The 19,371-nt window shown below is 68.4% G+C and carries 12 protein-coding genes and 2 pseudogenes; 12 read left to right on the forward strand and 2 right to left on the reverse strand.

Annotated features, from left to right (window positions below; all coding sequences use genetic code 11):
* Window positions 1-176: 176 nt before the first annotated feature.
* A pseudogene (locus tag AB0883_RS28680) lies at window positions 177-308 on the reverse strand (IS5/IS1182 family transposase); the annotation flags it as partial.
* 1,305 nt (window positions 309-1,613) lie between these two features.
* Between AB0883_RS28680 and AB0883_RS28685 the strand changes: the two are divergent.
* The 12 genes and pseudogenes from AB0883_RS28685 (at window position 1,614) to AB0883_RS28740 (ending at window position 18,996) form a co-directional block, all read left to right on the forward strand.
* The gene (locus AB0883_RS28685; RefSeq protein ID WP_366644415.1) at window positions 1,614-5,525 is read left to right on the forward strand and encodes an amino acid adenylation domain-containing protein; all 3,912 of its coding nucleotides are present in this window, start codon (window positions 1,614-1,616) and stop codon (window positions 5,523-5,525) included.
* A gap of 372 nt (window positions 5,526-5,897) precedes the next feature.
* Window positions 5,898-6,383 (forward strand): cobalamin-dependent protein, encoded by a 486-nt coding sequence (locus AB0883_RS28690; protein WP_366644416.1) that lies wholly within the window; start codon window positions 5,898-5,900, stop codon window positions 6,381-6,383.
* Window positions 6,370-7,782, forward strand: a complete 1,413-nt coding sequence (locus tag AB0883_RS28695) for a methylaspartate mutase (protein ID WP_366644417.1) — start codon at window positions 6,370-6,372, stop codon at window positions 7,780-7,782. The genes AB0883_RS28690 and AB0883_RS28695 overlap by 14 nt, the downstream gene beginning before the upstream one ends.
* Complete coding sequence (locus AB0883_RS28700) at window positions 7,772-9,298, forward strand: AMP-binding protein (RefSeq protein ID WP_366644418.1); 1,527 nt, start codon at window positions 7,772-7,774, stop codon at window positions 9,296-9,298. Before AB0883_RS28695 ends, AB0883_RS28700 begins: the two co-directional genes overlap by 11 nt.
* A gap of 276 nt (window positions 9,299-9,574) precedes the next feature.
* Window positions 9,575-9,826, forward strand: coding sequence for a phosphopantetheine-binding protein (locus AB0883_RS28705; protein ID WP_366644419.1), 252 nt, complete (start codon window positions 9,575-9,577; stop codon window positions 9,824-9,826).
* Between the two features lie 115 nt (window positions 9,827-9,941).
* Window positions 9,942-10,170, forward strand: a pseudogene (locus AB0883_RS28710) (transposase family protein); the annotation flags it as partial.
* 521 nt (window positions 10,171-10,691) lie between these two features.
* Window positions 10,692-12,047: a hypothetical protein gene (locus AB0883_RS28715; protein WP_366644420.1), complete on the forward strand. Its 1,356-nt coding sequence runs from the start codon at window positions 10,692-10,694 to the stop codon at window positions 12,045-12,047.
* Between the two features lie 284 nt (window positions 12,048-12,331).
* Complete coding sequence (locus tag AB0883_RS28720) at window positions 12,332-13,210, forward strand: alpha/beta hydrolase (RefSeq protein ID WP_366644421.1); 879 nt, start codon at window positions 12,332-12,334, stop codon at window positions 13,208-13,210.
* A gap of 289 nt (window positions 13,211-13,499) precedes the next feature.
* Window positions 13,500-14,576 carry a DUF6461 domain-containing protein gene (locus AB0883_RS28725; RefSeq protein ID WP_366644422.1) on the forward strand — a complete coding sequence of 359 codons (1,077 nt, stop codon included), beginning with the start codon at window positions 13,500-13,502 and terminating at the stop codon, window positions 14,574-14,576.
* A gap of 100 nt (window positions 14,577-14,676) precedes the next feature.
* Entirely contained in the window at window positions 14,677-16,716 is a 2,040-nt protein-coding gene (locus tag AB0883_RS28730) for a hypothetical protein (protein WP_366644423.1), read from the forward strand.
* A gap of 160 nt (window positions 16,717-16,876) precedes the next feature.
* On the forward strand, window positions 16,877-17,917 hold the full coding sequence (locus AB0883_RS28735) for a hypothetical protein (RefSeq protein ID WP_366644424.1): 1,041 nt from the start codon (window positions 16,877-16,879) through the stop codon (window positions 17,915-17,917).
* Window positions 17,918-18,087: 170 nt separating this feature from the next.
* Complete coding sequence (locus AB0883_RS28740) at window positions 18,088-18,996, forward strand: hypothetical protein (RefSeq protein WP_366644425.1); 909 nt, start codon at window positions 18,088-18,090, stop codon at window positions 18,994-18,996.
* A gap of 30 nt (window positions 18,997-19,026) precedes the next feature.
* Here AB0883_RS28740 and AB0883_RS28745 read toward each other — a convergent pair whose 3' ends face one another.
* The gene (locus tag AB0883_RS28745) at window positions 19,027-19,224 is read right to left on the reverse strand and encodes a hypothetical protein (protein ID WP_121397741.1); all 198 of its coding nucleotides are present in this window, start codon (window positions 19,222-19,224) and stop codon (window positions 19,027-19,029) included.
* Between the last annotated feature and the right edge of the window lie 147 nt (window positions 19,225-19,371).

The raw sequence follows: 19,371 nt of genomic DNA on the forward strand, positions 1-19,371 counted from the left end.
ACCGGTGAGACGCAGCGGCCGGCCGGTCCCGGCCGGCCGCTGCGTCTCCCACGTACGGTCAGCGCGGTCCGGAGTCGACGCCGGTCGCGAAATCGATCACCTGGCGGACCACCTCCGGCGGGTCCAGACGTCGTCGTGACGCTGACCGCGGATCCGTAGGCCCGACGGGCGATGGGATCACCGTTACGGAGATGGGCCAGAGCGAGTAGGGCTTGCCGGCCGGCGTCGAGGCGCCGCCACCGGCCGCGGCGGCGGGTGCGTTCGGCGCGGATGAGGTCGGCCAGGTGGTTCAGGGTGCGGCTGGACAGCGCGACCGCGGACGGCTAAGACAGCCACAGCGAGGCTCCCGGTTGTGGCATCGGATTTTGGTCGACTGCTGTCTTACCGGGAGCCTCCTCCTATGTCGACAGACCCTTCCCCGACCCACCGTGACCAGACCCATCACGATGAAAAGCCCTCATTGGCGGCTGACTTCTCGGAGCCGTCATCGCAACGCTACCCTGTGCATAAGGCCGGGTGCGTCGAGCGGAGATTCGACACGCTAACCCCAAGAGCCGCTGACTCTGTGTGACCGGCATTTACCACGAACCCGCCGGAAAGGCGTGGACGATCGTCATGTCGACCATTCCGGCGAGGTTGGTCCTGTGGCAGTAAATGATGATCAGGGTGGTAATGCACTCGCGTCGTCGCGCACCTCGCCGCCAGCCCTCTGAGCAGGGATCGAGGGTGTTGCTTTGATCCACTGGCTGTGCGTAGGATCCCCTCCGGGAGGGCGATACACAGCAAAACAGATGCGGCACCCGACTGTTGATGGATGTGCAACCGAGTATCTGTCAGGTCGGACCTTGCCCATTCTGGCCATGGATGGGCGCAGGATCGATCAGCACACCCTTTGGTGAGCTGATTTTGGGCCGTTGTTCCGATCGTGCGAACGCTCGCCTGCCCGCACTGAGATCCGTCGGGTCAGCCTACCCTTTCTCAGGAGATTCTTCCAAGCGGAGGCTGGAGCCATTCATGTCTTTATCCGTCATCAAGCGGCAGGGATCGAAGGGCGCGTCGCGAGATGTCTCGCCGCTCGGTCCGCTGCGTGACGGTATCACTGAATCGCTGCCTACGCGCCCCGCGCACGGGACGACCCGCGTTTTTACGAACCACGTCTGGCCGCTTGCGGAGTGCCCGGCAGGGTGTGGCCACTGCAACCACCCGTCGCCGGTGTCGCCAACCAGCGCGACCAGGTGCCGCGTCGTTCGTGGTCCCGGACGGGTCCTGCGCCTATCGCGCTGTAGCTGTGGAAGTACGCGAAGCCAGTGCTCCCGCCAATTCTGGTGTCTCAATACGCAGGAGCCCCGCTATCCGCTCATCTCCTTGCCGTTGTGGGGGCCACGAAGGCGTTGCGAGCACTGGCCGGGGCAGCGCGCGGAGACGATGGACAACCGTGATCGGCTGCCGACGCGGATTCCGACGGATGATTCGGCCCGGCCGGCGCTGGATCATCCGGGCGGCTCGCGTCCTCGCCCCTGCCTACTCTTCGTTATCCCTCCTACCGCTGGTCGTTCGCCCTCCTTCCGCGACGGAGCGAGAACACAGCCCCCATCTCTGCCACAGGAGCGGCCGTGACCGAGCAACTTCGTGAGTTAGCCGAACGGATTTCAGGAGACGAACTGCTCCTTGAGCTGCCTACCGACCGACCGCGTACCCACGACTGTGGTAACCGCAGGGTGGACGAGCCGTTCGCGATCACCGGGATCATGGCCGGGGAGATCGACGAACTTGCGCGACGGATCGGGACCGACAGGGGCGTAGTGCTCCAGACCGCGTGGCGTCTCCTGCTGCACCGCTACAGCGGGCAGCGACGGTTCGCCATGCGCGTGACGTTTGCACCCGTCGGGTCGGCCGGAGCGGACCATCAGACGACGGAACCGGCCGCCGTCGTCGATTGTAGTGATCCTGGGCTACTAGGGTTCGACGCATTGGCGAGAGCAGACGATTCCGATCTCATGCGTCTCCTCGGTGGGCCGGCAGTGCAACCAGGCGACAGCGAGCGCCGATCCGCACCTCGCATTCAGACGGTACGTGCGGGGTTTGCCTGGTATGGCACGGGAGCAGCGGTCCCCAGCGGATCGTCGGAGCCTTCCGTCGCCGATGAGAGCACCGCCGCAGCGGAAATCAGCTTGACGGTCATTGAGGCCTCCGCCGGGCTCAAGGGTCGGCTCAGCTACGATCCTGAACTGTTCGAACGCGACACCGCTCGCCGCATGATCGCTCACCTGATGACGCTCCTGGGCAGCGCATACGCAGATCCGTGCACTCCCGCTCGGTTTCTTACGATCCTGACAAGCGACGAGGCTGCGAGGATCACCCGGCAGTGGGGCCGGGGCAGGGCAGTCGGCATGCCAGATCTGTGCCTTCACGAACTGTTCGAGAGACAGGCAGATCGGGTGCCCGGCACCGTCGCAATCTCGTGTGGCGACGCCAGGCTCACCTATGGCGATCTGGAACGACAGGCCAACCAACTGGCTCGACTACTCCGTCAGCGCGGGATCGGGCCGGAGTGCCGGGTGGGCGTTTTCATGAGGCGCGGTCCAGAGGTCATCGTCGCGATCCTGGCGATCCTCAAGGCTGGCGCAGCCTACGTACCACAGGATCGCGATCAGCCCGTGGAGCGGACGACGACCGCTCTTGCGGCCGCCGGTGTCAGCCTGACCGTCGTGGACGCCAGCACCGCTGGATCGTTGACGGCCACCGGTCTCCCCGTCCTGGATGTCGATCAGCAGGCCACCGAGCTGCGGACCCAACCGAGCGACCGACCGGAGTCGCCCGCCGCCCCCAGCAATCTGGCGTACGTAATCTTCACCTCCGGCTCCACCGGCACGCCGAAGGGCTCAATGATCGAGCACCGCAGCGCGGTGAACTACCTGCTGTGGGCTGATTCCGTGCTACCCACGGGCCATCGCCAGGGCACCCTGGTCCATACTCGCTTGAGCTTCGACTTCACGGTGCCGTGCATCTTCCTTCCCCTCATGAGGGGCACGGAAATGGTGTTGCTGCCCGACGGTGCGAGGGTCGACGAGGTAGTCGACGTGCTCACCAGCGACGCCGATTTCGACTTTGTCCGGCTCACCCCGTCGCACCTCGAAGTCCTCGACGGGCATCTTCGGTTACGCGGCGGGAGCCTGGCCACCAAGACGCTGTTTGTCGGCGGCGAACCGCTGCGCCTGGAGCTTGTCAGGTCCCTTGCGGCCCGGATATCGGGACTGACGGTGCTGAGCCAGTACGGCGCCACGGAGGTTACGGTAGGCGGTTGCTGTCTCGATGCGACCGCCGTTGCTGCCGCACGCGGTCGAGGGATCGCGCCCCTGGGTCGCCCCAACCCGAACATCGAGGTCTACGTGCTCGATGAGCACCTTCAGCCGGTCCCGTTCGGGGTCGTCGGCGAAGTGGTGTTCGGTGGTGCTGGAGTGGGCCGCGGCTACGTCGGGTCACCGGCTCTCACGGCTGAGCGTTTTGTGCCGGACAACCTCAGCGGCCGCTGTGGTGCCCGCCTGTACCGGACGGGGGACCTCGGACGATACCGAGCGGACGGAACGCTGGAGATCGTCGGTCGCCGGGACCGTCAGGTGAAGGTGAACGGGCATCGGATCGAGCTCGGCGAGGTGGAGCACGTACTGCACACCGACCCCGGGGTGGAGCGGGCCATCGCGGCCGTCGTTGGTCCTCCGGACGGGCAACGGCGCCTGGTGGCTTACGTGCAGCCTCGATCATTGTCGAAACCGGTCACTGCTCGACATCTCCAAGAGGTGTGTGCCGCTGCGCTGCCACCGTACATGGTGCCGACCAGCATCATCACTGTGGAGAGGATGCAGCTTACTCCCAATGGCAAACTCGACGTGCGGGCAGTTTCCAATCACGCCGAACGGATCAGTGGGAAGCCGTCTCTCAGTGCCGACGAGCAGCGGATTGCCCGGGCGTGGCAGACGGTGCTCGGGATCGACACGGTGAGGCCCGAAGACGACTTCTTCGGACTTGGCGGCGATTCTCTCTCGGCGATGCGTGTGGTCCATCTTCTCGAATCAGCGGAGCGTGTTCAGATCCGGTTGGATGACGTCTTTGCTCATCCCACCCTGTCGGCACTGGCGGCAAGGGCGAACAAGGTGGAAACTCTCGCCTCGACTGCCGTTGCCTCCGGTAATCTGGGGGGCCAGCCAGCAGGTGCCCTGTCCCCGACCCAACGCGGTCAGTGGCTCTTGCACCAGGTGCACCCCGAGTCGCCAATTTACAACGTCCCCTTGGCGTATGAACTCACGGGACAGATCGACGTGAGTGCGCTGGACCAGGCGTTGAACCTCCTGGTGGGTCGGCACGAGGTGTTGCGCACGTCTTTCCCGGACAGTGGTGGCGTCCCCTCCCTTCGGGTGCACCCCCACGTCAGCGTCGCTCTCGACGAGGTCGATGCGACGGGAAACGACCCCACGGTTCTAGAGGCGCAGATGCGTCTCGTGGCACGAACACCCTTCGACCTCGAGCGCGCACCTCTGCTGCGTGGCAGCTTGGTTCGGCTCTCCGCCGACCGACACATTCTTCTTCTCTGTCTGCACCACATCATCTGTGACGACTGGTCGATCGGCATCATCACCAACGAGTTGAGCGAGCTCTACGACAGCATCGTGGACTCACGGCCGGCACGCCTGCCAACGCTGGACATCGTGTACTCCGAGTTTGCGGCGTGGTACCAGCAGTGGCTTGGCGGGGAACGGCTCGAGCGGCAGCTGGACTACTGGCGCTCAGCCCTCACCGGCTACGTCCCCTTCGACCTGCCCACCGACAAGCCTCGCCCGAACAGCCGACCAGTAAGTGGTGCCCGGGTGGAGGTCGACCTGCCTGGTTCCCTCGTTGACCGGCTCCGCGCAATCGCCGAAGATAATGGCTGCACGCTCTTCATGGCGCTTGCGGCGGTGTTCCAGGAACTGCTGGCACGATACGCCGAACGGGATGATGTGGCGATAGTCGTGCCAGTCGCGGGCCGCCACCACCCCGGTACGGAGTCTCTCGTGGGGCTTCTGATCAACACGATCATCCTACGTGTCCACACCGGCGGTGCGCCGACCTTCGTGGAAATGATGAAACGGGTGAGGCAGTCGGCGCTCGGCGCCTTCAGCAACTCGGACGTTCCTTTCGTGCGGCTTGTGCAAGAACTCAAGCCCGCCCGCGACCGAAGTCGTCAGCCCTTCGCCCAGGTCTCATTTGCGCTTCAGTCGGTCACTCCTTCCCCCGTGAGTTTCGCGGGCATGGATGTTCGCCAGCTGTCCATCCATAACGAGACTGCCAAGCTGGATCTGATGGTCGAGGTGATTCCTGCTTCGCCGACACGCTGGTCGTTGCGCGCCGAATACGCCACCGAGATATTCGACCACGATTCGATACATGCCTTGGTTCTCCGCTTCCGTCAGTTGCTCGCCGCCGCAGCGGATGAACCGGAAGCGCAACTCTCCGTCGCGCAATTGGTTGAAGAAGGCCGTCCCTCGTAGACAGCCACCTGACTGGGCGACGCGGGTGGGAGCGCAGTGACCTTTTCCAAACACCGCGCTGTCGCCCCGTGTCGATTTCTTCACTTGCTGTGAGCGACTCGGTCCGGATGGGCGAGGCGCGAGACACCGGCGGCACAAGCATTGCCTCGTTGCTACTTGCGGGAGATCTCCGGGCCGATATGATCGAGGTTGAATGTCGGCGTCTCGCTTGCCGTGCGCTCAAGAGCGGGGAAAAGTTGTATGCCAATACTCACTTTCGGTAGTCCTCGAACGCGAGCCGAGCCACCTCTTCGACTGCCCGAGAGGCCCAGTGGGAGAGGATGACCCACCAGACTTGTCGGTCGAGCCTCGATATGTAGAAACCGGTCAGGAATGAAAAACGAGTACTGCCCCGATGGGCGAACCGTCATCCTGTGCGTCGCGGCCAGCGATTCCCATGTCGTCGCAAACCACCTCATCGCCTATCTGCTCAGGTCGCATGGCTTCAAAGTGGTGAACCTTGGAGCCTGCACCACAGTATCCGACATTTGCGATGCCCTCCGTCGGTGGCCAGAAGCGGAGGCGGTACTCGTTGGCAGCCTCAATGGGCACGCGCGGCAGGATCTTGCCGACCTACCAGAGGCGAAAGATCGCGGTGCGATCACCTGCCCGGTGATTGTTGGAGGAAACCTGTCCATCACCGGCGACGGCGACATCAGTAAAGATGCGGCCCTCTACGCTCTGGGCGTGGATCACATCCTTCGCGACCCGTCGACGATCCCGGCGGTGCTCGATCGGCTCCGAGTGGAACGACAAGGCGATCTGGCTGGCTTCCCGGCTTCGTCCCTGGTCGAGGAACCGAGTAATGGACGTCGATGAGATTCCATCGACTTCGGACTCGGTGGCCTTCGTCAAGGGACTGAAGAAGCCCGCTGTTGCCGACGTTCTCAGGGCAGCGCAGGCGCGGGGTCTTGTGGCGATTCAGCCGCGATGCGGGGTTGGCGGTCATGAGCAGATGCGCGCCCTGTTGCTCGCCCTCGAAGAAGGCGCCCATCCCGACATCCTAAGTCTGACGATCGACTCCTACACGCGGCTCAACCAGTTCGACACAGCGCAGTCGTCGTTACGCAACGCCCCTGAAGAACTGAACGGCTATCCGCTGGTGGCGCATGGTTGGCGGCGCGGACGCGACCTGAACCAGGTGGTCTCCGTCCCGCTCGAGGTGCGTCACGGTTCTCCACGGCCGCGCCGATTGTTCGAAACCGCAATTGCGTCAGGAATAACGTCGTTCGAGGGCGGCGGGATCTCATACAATCTGCCGTACTGCAAAGACGTGCCGCTGGCGGACTCGTTGGATGCGTACGCGGAGATCGATGCGAAGTGTGGTGAACTGGCCCAAGCGGGTGTGGTCGTCGACCGGGAGTTGTTCGGCAGCCTCACCGGCGTCCTCGTTCCGCCGTCGGTGAGTATCGCAATCAGCATATTGGAGGCGGTCATGGCCGCCCATGGCGGAGTGGCCTGCATATCCATTGCGTACCCGCAATCCGGGAATATGGTGCAGGATGTCGCTGCCTTACGCGCGATCCGGTCTCTTGCAACACGCTACCTGCCCTCGTCAGTCGACGTTTATCCGGTGCTGCACGAGTTTATGGGAGTCTTTCCGAGGAGCCGCGCGCGTGCTGAACAACTCATCTTCGCTGGCGCCCTGACCGCGAGGCTGGGCGGCGCCGCGAAGGTGGTCACCAAGACAATCCGGGAGGGATACAGCATCCCAGACGCCTCTGCGAACATCCACGGGATGCGACTTGCGCGGGTCGCGAACGCCCCTTTCGTCGACGTCATACGACTCGATGATGCCGCCCTGGCCGAAGAGCAGTACTGGATCGAGCGCGAGGTGAATGAGATCGTCGAGCCGTTGCTGGGGGCCACGGACCTTCCGCTGGCGATCGCCTCGGCATTCAGGCGTGGCTCTCTGGATATCCCTTTCAGCGCAAGCAGGCACGCGAGGTCAACCGTTGTGCCGTGTCGTGACCGCGCTGGCGCAGTGCGTTACCTCGATGCGGGAGACCTCCCATTTTCTGAAGATGTCAGGCGGCGGAACCGCCGCTTGATCGAAGATCGGTGGCTTACGTCCGACGACCATGAACGAATGCGACTGCTGATGGCAGACATCAACTACTTCCTCGAACCGCCAGGGCAGCAGGACTTCGACTTCGTGCCGACTGTGGTCGAATCGGCGACCCAGGGAACTGATCCGGAGGAGACGTATGCTGCATGACTGGTTCCTCCGGAGTGTCGAGAAGTATCCAGACGAACCTGCGCTGGTCGCCGACGGCCGGCAGTGGAGCTACGCCGAGGTCGACGAGGTCTCCCGCGGCATCGGCCATCGCCTGCTCGCCGAGGGCGTCGCCCGGCCGCGAGTCGGCTTGCTGGCCACGCGGACCGTCGAGACCTACGCGGCCTACATCGCGGGCCTGCGGATCGGCGGTGTCGTCGTGCCGCTCGATCCTTCCCATCCCGCAGACCGCCTGGCCACGATCGCCCGTTCGGCCGGCCTGGATTTCATCGCCGCCGACGACGACACGGCGGACGCCGCACTCCTGGACGCACTCCCGGCCCGCGTCGTGTTCATCGGGTCGCCTCCGGCATCACGCACCGCTGCGGGGCCGGCGTGGCGGGACAGCTGGCCTGAGTGGACGGGCAAACCTGACGACCTCGCCTACCTGCTGTTCACCTCGGGCTCGACAGGTCGGCCCAAGGGAGTGCCGATCAGGCACGGCAACGTGGACCCGTTCATCGAGTTCAACGTCGCCCGCTACGGGATGGGACCAGGCTGCCGGCACTCGCAGATGTTCAGCCTGACGTTCGACCTGTCGGTCTTCGACATGTTCGTCACCTGGGGCTCCGGAGCCGCTCTGGTAGTTCCGTCGGCCGACGACGTCTACGATCCGGTCGCATTCGTCAACAAGCATCGGTTGACGCACTGGTTCTGCGTGCCCTCTCTGGTCTCCATGGCTTCCCGGGCGCGGCTGCTGTCCCCGGGATGCATGCCGTCGCTGCGCTCCAGCCTGTTCTGCGGGGAGCAGCTCACGCTCAACCAGGCGCAGGCATGGGCCGAGGCGGCGCCGAACAGCGCCTTGGAGAATCTCTACGGACCGACCGAGCTCACGGTGGCGATGACGTCCTATCGCTTGCCGAGGGAACGCAGCGCCTGGCCGGCGACATCCAACGGAACCGTGCCGGTCGGCGCGGTGTATCCGCACCTGGACTTCCAGATCGACCCGGCATGCGGCGAGCTCCAGGTGCGGGGTTCCCAACGGTTCTACGGCTATCACGACGCCAAGGACAATGAGGGGAGGTTCGTCGAACCCGGACCTCACGGATCCACGGCCGACCGCCACGAGCCAGGGCCTGAGGCGTGGTACCGCACCGGCGACCGAGTCGTCCTCGAAGACGGCGTCCTCGTTCACCTGGGCCGCCTGGACCAGCAGGTCAAGATCCGTGGCTACCGGATTGAGCTGCATGAGATTGAGAGCACCCTACGGATGTGGGGAGGCGTCGATGACGCGATCGTCCACGCGGTCGAGCATCGCGACGGACAAGTCGAACTCGCTGCTGTTTGCACCGGTGACGCCCCGTCGAAGACCGAACTGCGCAAACGACTTCGTCCGCGCCTGCCCGACTACATGATACCTACCCGCATCGCTTACCTGGCCGCCCTTCCGGTGAACGACCGCGGCAAGACCGACCGGGCGGCCTGCGCGGAACTGCTGCAGAAGAGGTTCGCGCGCTGAGTCCGGGTGGCCTGGAGCATGGCGAGCGGAAGGCGATGACCTGAGCGGATGAGAAGGCAAGCGTTTCTCTGCGCAACGCCCAGGCCCGACTTGACGCCAGAGCCCCTACAGAGCCGTGACCGCCTCCGATCCCAGCGGCCTGGAGTGGAAGTGCCGCTGTTCGTGGCGGCATGAGTACCCCCTCGGTGAGCTGGTTTCCGCAGAGATCAGCCGATTGTTTCTGGTTACCTTCCCTACTTCGTCCTGTCGGAGAATTCAATGCCCCTAGATCGATTCGTGCGGGATTCGCTGGAAGCATCGGTGTGTGGCGTGTTCGCCGAGTATCTCGACGTCGAGACTCTCTCGGTGACGGACGACTTCTTCGAAGTCGGTGGTCATTCGATGCTTGCCGCTGAGGTGGTGGCGAGGATCAGCACCGAGTTCAACGTCAACCTCAGGCTTCGTGACTTCTTCCGCAATCCAACCGTCGCGCATGTTTGTGATCTCATCGCCGAACAGGACGGCGCCGTCCTGGGCGAGCGCTCGTGAGGACCGGCGCCCAATGAGGCTTTTTCATCGTGCTGGCGCTGGTCATGATGGGCACGGGAAGCCGGTATCGACACTAGGACGGGGCTCCCGTAGGGCAGCAGTCGGCCAGGACCCGATGCCTCCGCCGGGAGCCTCGCTGTGCTGTCTCACCCGTCCGCGGCCCGCGCTGTCCAGCCGCACGATGAACCACCTGGCCGACCTCATCCGCGTCGAGCGTGCCCGCGCCGCGGGCGGTGTGGCGCCCGGACACAGGCCGGCAGGCCCTGCTCACCCTGGCCCATCTCCGCTACGGTGACCCCATCGCCCGTCTGGCCTGCGGCTTCGAGATCAGCGTCACCACGGCGTGACGGTACGTCCGGGAAAGCACAAGCGCCACGGGTGAACGTCCAGGCCATCCTCGTCCTGCATCACGTCCAGACCAGCCGGCACCCACGAGGAAGCGCTCGATGTAGCAAAGCCCGTGGCACAGCCCGTGGTGGTCCGGACCGGTTCGCCGCGCGGGCCCGTCCGGGCTGACGTTCCGAACTCAGCCGACCGGCAACGATGGTGCGGGTGGGTGTCGCGGCACTCCGGGCGCGTTCGCCGCTACGACTTCCGTCGGCTCCCTGGGAGCGGGTCCTTCCACTCCATCGATACGTACCTCAGGGAGGCGACCCCTGCAGGTCACCCAACCCCTACATGGCACCCGGCCTGGTCTTCCTACCCCCACAGAGATCCCTATACGATCCTGGCCGATCGCCGCTTGCCGCGCCCGTTGGAGGCAGACCGTGCCCTGTTCCTGTCAGCCTGAACGGCCGACGCCGACCCGGTCCTGCCATGCCATGCCACGCCACCGCCGCGTCGCGACCGGGGCAGGGGGCGCCTGATGAACTCCCGCAGCCCGGTTGCCCTGCCCGACCCGGCCGCGGACTATCTGCGGGCGGTCGGGGCCGGGGAGTTGCCGGCCGACCTGCCCGCCAGTCACGCCGTCGGGGTACTGGGGCCAGCACTCGCGGCGCAGAGCTTCCAGCGCCCGATGTTCGTCCTGGAGCGCGAGATCGCTTCGTTCTACGCCGACTTCGAGGTGTTGCTCGACGTCGTCGGCAGGCTTCCCGATCTGCTCGCGGGCGGCAGCCTGGCCGAGTTCGGCGCGTTGACCGACGCGCCGGCGGCGATCCGCCCGATGCTCGTCGACACCGACATGCCACGCCTCGTCCGGTACGGCCGCGCCGACCTGATTCACGACGGCACCGGCTTCAAGGTGCTCGAGTTGGGCCTGTCCACCGCGGTCAACGGGGTCCGGCGGGCACCTCTGGGTGCCGCGATCCTGGCCGACCCACGATTCAGCCACTTCGCCGAGCGACACGGACTACGCCACCTCGATTCCGTCACCGGCCTGGTCGACCTGTTGGACGCGGCGGCACCGGAGCCTGACGCCGGAACCCCTGACGACCTCAGGGAGGTGCTGATGGTCGAAGCGACCGGGGCACTCGCGGAGTGGGCCGCCGCGTGGCAGCCGCTGGCCGAACGTATCGAGACGCGCCCCTTCCGGACCCGGCTGGCCGAGATCGCCGACCTGTCGAAACCCGATGGGACCGTCGCCGACGGTGTCGCCGGAGTCAGCGCGATCCTGCGGCTGTTCAGCCTGGAGGAACTCGCCGCGGAGCCGGACCCGCCGATCGCCTGGCGGCGGCTGCACCCGTCAGCGGGCAGCACCACGCCGCCGGTGGTCACCGTACCGGCGCACGACGTGTTCAACAGCAAGTCCTGTCTCGCCCTCGTGCATCTGCCCGCAGTGCAGAACGCGCTGACCGAGGCCGAACGCGCCGCGTTGCGCCGCATCCTGCCCCAGACGACCCGCCTCGACGCCCCGGCCGATCTGACCGGCCTGATGCACGAGCGGTCCGACAGCATCCTGAAACCGACCACGCTGGCCCGTGGTGAAGGCACGGTGGCCGGCTGGACGGTCGACGACACGACCTGGCGCGAGGCGCTCACCACGGCGGCCAGGAACGGCCGGTACATCGTGCAGCGGCGGGTCGTGCCCCGGGCCGAGCCGGGTTACGACGAGCAGGGCAGCACGGTGCGTGACTGGCACGCGGTGTGGGGAATGCACTACGGGCCGGCCGGGCTCACCGGTCTCACCTCGCGGCTGGTCAAGGAGGCGAGCGCCGTCATCCGTGGCACCGGCCGACCTGTCCTGCTCGCGCCGGTGTTCCTCAACTCCGGCACTCACTCATGAGTGACTATCGCGATGGGGTGGCCGTCGCTGGATGCTGACTTCCGCCGCTCTCTCCGGGCCGTCCGGTCAACCACGCCACGCTCGGCGCTGGAACGTTGTCGGTATGCAGGCCACCGGCCTGCTGGCCGACCGGTTCGGTGCCCGCCGCGCGGTGCCGGCCTGAGCCGGCCCGGGCACCGTCCGCGATTCGACGACGGCTGCGCACCGAGTTCTGGCCGGATCCCTGAGTCGGTGCTGGTGTCGAGGCGGCGTGCGACGTTGCGCGCGTAACGTGTGCCGCAGTCATGCAGCTGCCCTGGAGGTCGACGATGCGTCCGACGGCCCGTTCGTTCCGCACGCCCGAAGGCGTGACGCTCGGGGTCGAGCACTTCGGCGATGCGGCGGCGCCCCTCGTGCTGCTCGCGGGCGGCCCGACCATGCTCTCCTGGCCCGACGCGCTCTGCGAGACGCTCGCTCGCGGCGGACGTCACGTCGTGCGTTACGACCTGCGCGACTCCGGCGCGTCGACGACGGTCGACCCCGAGGCGCCGGCGTACACGCTGCGCGACCTCGCCGCCGACGCCGCCGCGCTCGCCCGCGGACTCGATGTCCGGCCGGCGCACCTCGCGGGCATCGGCGTCGGCGGGATGGTCGCCCAGGTCGCCGCGCTCGACCACCCGGAGGCGTTCTCGGCACTCACCCTCGCCGGGACGCGGCCCGTCGCACCGGGCCTGGTCGACGACGACCTGCCCGACCACGACGCGGCGACGATGGGCCGGCGGTTCGCGCTGCCGATGCCCGACTGGTCCGACCGTGCCGCCGTCGCGGAGTTCGCCAGCGCGGGCGCGGAGATCCTCGGCGACGACCCTGCCGCGGCGCGCGCGAAGGCCGAGCGCGTCTTCGACCGTACGCCGGGCACGGAGCCCGCGATCCAGATGGCCAACCAGATGGGCATGGTGTTCTCCAGGCTGGACTGCGAGCCGCGCTGGCGCGAGCGCCTGCCCGAACTCGCGGTACCGACGCTCGTGGTGCACGGTCGTCGCGACCCGTTCTTCCCGGTCGGCAACGGCGAGGCGCTCGCGCGCGAGATCCCCGGCGCGCGGCTGCTCGTGCTCGAACAGGCGGCGACCGCGATCCCCGACGCGGCCGCCGAGGAGGTCGCCGCGGCGATGCTCGCGCTGTAGCCGTCGTCACGCCGGTGCGGGTGGCAACGCGCTCTTGCTCATCGGGGTGGGGCCCGCTCTGGCGATGACGGGCGGAAGGCTGGCCCGCGGTGCGCGCAGGTCCTGATATTGAGCCCTGAGACCGCGCACCCGGCGGGATCTCCGGGCTCGCGGCGGTCGGCGCGGTGCTTTCCCGAACCGGCGGCGACGGTGTCTAGGCTCCGCGTCAGGGCTAGCGGGGTGCGACCGTCGGGGGAGGAACGTGGTGCGGGGGATCGAGTACTACGCGGAGCTGCTCGCGCAGCGGGACGTGCCGGGAGTCGCGCTGTGCGTCACGGTGGTCGCGGGGCTGACCGTGGACGAGGCGCTCGTTCGCTTCGACGGCTTTCCGGCCCGGCGCACCGCCACGCTGCAGGATCTCATGGAGGTATCACGCGCTGCGCCGTTCCCGTATCCACAGCTTGCCTGTGCGGTCGATGTCGACGGCCACGTCGTGCTGGTCGAGGAGAACGGCTACCACGGCGCGCAGGCGGAGGTGTTGCGACGCCTGTCCGCGGGGACCTCGGTGACGAGCGTGTACTGGAACGTCAACTTCTCCAACCGCCTGTCGTACGCCGAGAACGGTCGGCTGGTCGCCTCGGTCGACTGGGCGCGCCCCGGACACGGCGACGGCGACGACCCGGAGGAGCTGAAGCGGTACCTCGACGGGCTCGGTTTCGACGAGATCGGTGATCCGCGACCCAAGGCGTTGGCATTCCTGGAGCGCTGCGGCGGAGTCCGGATCACCCGCGAGCACCTGGTCGGGGCGCACCCGGCGTCCGTGCTCGTCCCGGCCGACCTGTTCGAGCCGCGTGGCGGGCTCGGCATTCTGATTCCGGGCGGCGTCGACCTGGTCAGACTGGTCGGCTTGCCGCCGACGCGCGAGTCGGTGCGATCGCCGCTGTTGCCGAAGGCGTACCGGGGTGCGGTCGAGGTGGCGGTCGACGGCCTGTTGCCGACGGAGGAGATGACGGTCGATCCGTCGGCGCTTCCCGACGCGGATCGCGAGCTGCGCCGCGCCGAACTGCTGAAGCTGGCGCGGCGGGGGTACCGGCGCGGTGTGGAGGATGCCTGGGCGTGGTACGAGGCGGACGGCGATGGCGCCGAGCCGGTGGGCGGTGGCATCGAGGACCTCATCGCGGAGCTGGCCACCGAGGAACCTGGGTACGGGCTCGTGCGCGTCACGTTCACCCACGCGGTGGCGCGCAGCCGGCTGCATCCGGATCCGTCGACCGCATTGAGCCAGGTACTGATCAACGCCGCGAAGGCCGACCCCGACGGTACGGCCGTGCGGCGCGAGCGGGCACTCGCCTACCTGTCCGGCTTCGCCGCCAGGTCCGGGGAGTAGCGGCCCCCTTGCCGCGATCCATTCACGAGCGTAGGAAGAACACCACGCTCCACCCACCATCGTCGGCCCCCGCATCGGACCACGTCCAGTGCCGAAGGAGATGCGCGTGACCACACCCAGACGGCTCCGTCTCGCCGTGTCCGTGCTGGTGACCGCCGGCGCCGTCCTGCTCGGCGCGGGCGCCGCCGCGGCGCCGCCCGCGACGCCCGCACCGGTCGGGCAGCAGGGCTGCGACCCGATCGACCCGACGGCCTGCCTGCTGCCGTTCCCGAACGACTACTTCACCGTGCCGGACCGGACCAGCCCGACCGGCAAGCGGGTGCGGTTCGCGGCCTCCGCGATGCCCGCCAACGCGCAGGCGGCCCCGATCGACCCGACGGAGTGGAACCGGCAGGACGGGTTCAGTCCCGGCTCGCCGATCCTGGTGCGCGTGCCCGGCCTCGACGCGGCGGCGACCGGGATCGCGCCGGTCACCGACATCGGCCGCTCGCTGGCGCCGGACGCGCCGATCGTGCTGCTCGACGCCCGCACCGGCAGGCGAACGCCGTACTGGGCCGAGCTGGACGCGCGGGCGGCCGGCCAGCCGGAGCGGCAGTTGCTGATCATCCGGCCGGCGGTGGCGCTGACCGAGGGCACCCGCTACGTCGTGGGCCTGCGCGGCCTGCGCGACGGCGACGGGGCGCTGATCCCCGCGCCGAAGGCGTTCACGGCGTACGTGACCGGTGCCGGCCTCGGCCACCGGGACCGTCGCGTCCCGCAGATGAAGCGGATCCTCGCCGACCTGACCCGGGCCGGCATCAAGCGGCACAGCCTCTACCTGGCCTGGGACTTCACCGTGGCCAGCCGGCACGGCCTGACCGGGCGGATGCTGGCGATCCGGGACGGCGCGTTCGCCGCGCTCCGCCGGGCCGCGCCGTCGTTCACCGTCACCCAGGTGACCGACTACCCGCCGGAGCAGGAGCCGCTGATCGCCCGGCAGGTGACCGGCACCATCGGCGTACCGTCGTATCTGACCGGCGACGGCGGGCCCGGCTCCCGGCTGCACTACGGGCCGGCCGGCGGCGACGGGACGCCACCGACGCCGGACGCCCTGCCCACGCCGTCCGGCGCGACGGTGGCGGCCGACTTCGTCTGCAACATCCCGCGCAGCGCCTCCGCCGCGAAGCCGGCGCACCTGTCGCTCTACGGCCACGGCCTGCTCGGCAAGCCGACCGAGATCAACGCCGGCAACGTCAGGACGATGTCGCACACGTACGACTTCACCTTCTGCGCCACCAGCTGGATCGGCATGGCCGCCGCCGACGTCCCCTACGTGGCCGGCGCCTTCACCGACCTCAGCGCCTTCCCCGCGGTGGTCGACCGGTTGCAGCAGAGCTATCTGAACTTCCTCTTCCTGGGGCGGACGATGATCCACCCGGGCGGGTTCGCCGCCCACCCCGCGTTCCGGGACGCCGCCGGACGGCCGCTGATCGACGTGGCCGGTGGGCTGCACTACGACGGCAACAGCCAGGGCGGCATCAACGGCGGCGCGCTCACCGCCATCGCCCAGGACTGGACCCGGTCGGTGCTCGGCGTGCCGGCGATGAACTACTCCACGCTGCTGCAACGCAGCGTGGCCTTCACCCCGTTCCAGACGATCATGGACGGTTACTACCCGGACAGGGTCGACCAGCAGCTGATTCTGGCGCTGCTGCAGATGTTGTGGGACCGGTCCGAGGCCAACGGGTACGCCCGGCACATGACCGACCGCCCGTTGCCGGGCACCCCGGCGCACCAGGTGCTGATGCACGTGGCCTTCGGCGACCAGCAGGTTTCCCCCGCCGCGGCGGAGGTCCAGGCGCGCACCATCGGCGCCCGCCTGCACACCCCCGCGCTCGCCGACGGCTGGTCACGGGACGTGCGGCCGTACTGGGGCATCGCGCCGATCCGCAGGTACCCGTACACCGGCTCGGCGATCGTGATCTGGAACAGCGGCGCGGCGTACGCGCCACCGCCGACCAACCTCGCCCCGGCCGGGCCGGAGTACGGCGAGGATTCGCACGAGTTCCCGCGCGCCCAGGCCGGCGCCCAGAAGCAGAAGGCGGTGTTCCTGCTCACCGGCAAGGTCATCGACGTCTGCGCGCGGACGCCGTGCCCGTGACGCGGTGACCGGTCACGCGGGGCGCCGCCGGCCGCAAGCAGATACGTGTCTGTGGATCAATGCCGACAGACCGCTGCCGGGCGGCGGGTCAGCGCCCTAGCGTCACCGGTGCCGGGCCCGTGGCGGATGGCCACCCGGGCCGGCTTCTAAGGAGGCACGGGTGCGAAGGCGTTACGGCATCATCTCGGCGGCTACCGCCATGCTCTGCGGGCTCACTCTGGCCGGCACGCCGGCACAGGCGAGCGCGACCACGCCGAACGGGATCCCCGCCGGGGCGGAGGCGACGTTCCACGGCCGGCCGATCGGGGACGCGGCGACCGCGCAGGCCCTGGCCGACGCGTACTGGACGCCGGAGCGGATGCGAGCCGCGACGCCGCTGGAACCGTTGGTGGGCGGGGAGGAGCTGGCCGGGGAGGCCGCGGACCGGCCGGGTCGGGTCGGCGAACCGCGCTCGGGCGCGGACCCCATCGGTCCGCGCGGCACCGGCACGGCGGTCCCCGGTGCCCCGGTCTCGGCCCGCAACGCCTCCGCCGGGGTGGGAACCCAGTCCGTCAATCCCTCACCCGGTGTCGGGCGGGTCTTCTTCACCGACGTCAACGGTGGGGACCACTTCTGCTCGGCCAGCGCGATCAACACGGCCAAGGCGAACCTGGTCTCCACCGCCGGGCACTGCCTGCACCCCGGCGACGGCTCCGACAACTGGTACACCAACTGGGTCTTCGCCCCGAACTACGCCGACGGCCCGTCCGCCTGGGGGCTGTGGAGCGCCCGGAGCATGACCTCCACCAAGGGCTGGGTCGACCACGACATCCTGTGGTGGGACTACGGTTTCGTCACCGTGTGGCCGCGCAACGGCAAACGACTGGTGGACGTCACCGGCGGGGAGGGCATCAGCTTCAACTACCCCCGCAGCGTCGCCGCCACCCTGCTCGGCTATCCCGGCGCCGCGCCCTTCGACGGCAGGTGGCAGCACTACTGCCAGAGCACGACGCAGGCCGCGGGAACGCAGCGGGTCAAGCTCGTGGACTGCCCGCTGAACGAGGGCACCAGCGGCGGGCCGTTCCTACGGGCCTGGAACAACTCGCAGGGCTTCGGGCACGTGAACTCGGTGGCCTCGTACAAGTTCTCCGGCAACATGTACGGCCCGTACTTCGACGAGGACGTCGCCGACCTCTTCGACTACGCGAAGGCCAAGAACTGACCGGCGTGGGCCGGGCCAGCTGCGCCGGGAGCTGAGGCGTCCGCCGTGGCGCCGGCTGCCACGGCGGCGCCGTCGAGCTCCTCGGCCGCCCAGGTGGTGGTGTCGATCACCCCTGGGCGGCCGACCCGGCCCGGCCGGTGCACGGCACCGCCCGTGACATGATGGCGCCCATGGGGAAACAGCAGGACGTCGGCGGACCCGACCGTCACAGTGGGTCAGGTGTCGCCGCGGACGGCACGACGGGTGGCGGCGTCGACGCGCGGCTCGCCGTCGCCCAGGACCCCGCCACGACACAGATGACCCTCATCGACCTGGCGTCCGATCCGTCGGCCGTGGTCCGTAAGGCGGTCGCGGCGCGCACCGACGCGCCCGCGCAGGCACTGCGACCGCTGGCCCGGGACCATGATCGTCATGTCCGGGAGGCCGTGGCGAGAAACCCCACGACCTCGATCGGCAATCTCCTGCTACTCGTCAAGGACGCCGACCGGTGGGTCCGCTGGGCGGTCGCCGGCAACCCGGCCTGCAACGAGTCGGTCCGCCGGGTGATGTCGGAGGCCCCCGACAAGGAGCTTCGCGGTCTCCTCGCGGAGACGCGCGACCTGGAGCCCGAGCTGGCCGCGCGGTTGGCCGACGACGTCTCTCCCGAGGTACGGGAACGACTCGCCACGCACACCCACGACCCCGACGTGATCACCGTCCTGATGGCCGACCGCACCGCGCGCGTACGCAAGGGGCTCGCCCGCAACCCGCGGACCACCGCCGCCCAGCGCAGCGCGCTCGCCCAGGATCCCGTGGTGGACGTCCGCGTCGCGCTGGTGCTCGCGGTCGAGCTGGACGACGCGGATCTGCGACGCCTGGTCGACGACCGCTCGGTGCAGGTGCGGATGGCGTTGGCGACGTCGGAGATGGTTCCGCCGCACATCCGGCAGGCGCTCGGCAACGATCCCGACGAGATGGTTGCCGGCGCGGCGCGGAACTTCCGCCCCGGGGCGGGCAACGCCGCGGTGGTACGGGCTCCGCGCATCGGCCACCGGGCCTCCGGAACCGGCCGAGGCCGACCGGGCGGCACCCGGCGCTGAGGCCGGCGCGAAGACCGGACTGCCGGGGCGTCATTCGCAGCGGTCCTCGCCGCCCCGCCCGTACGGCTCGCAGCAGTCCGGCCGGTGCCGGAACACGACCAGCGTGTGACCGTGGCGCTCCTCGCGGTCGCCGGTCCGCTCGTACAGGCAGGCACCCCACACCACCGTCTCGCCTTGGCCGTCGACCACCTGCCCGTCGCCAGGGCCGTGCCGCAGCAACACCCTCACACCGGCGACGCTACCCGCGCCCGCCGGGGTGACGTCAGGAGTTCCGGAACGAGGCGGGCGTTCCTGGGCGGCTGCGGACCCGCCCGCACCGCTCGCCGACCGGCATTCCCGCACGGTGCCCGTGACCGAAGCTCGCGTTCGGCGGAG

Origin of the sequence: Micromonospora sp. NPDC047812, from assembly GCF_040704175.1 — a bacterium.
In the GTDB taxonomy this organism is placed as follows: Bacteria; Actinomycetota; Actinomycetes; order Mycobacteriales; family Micromonosporaceae; genus Micromonospora.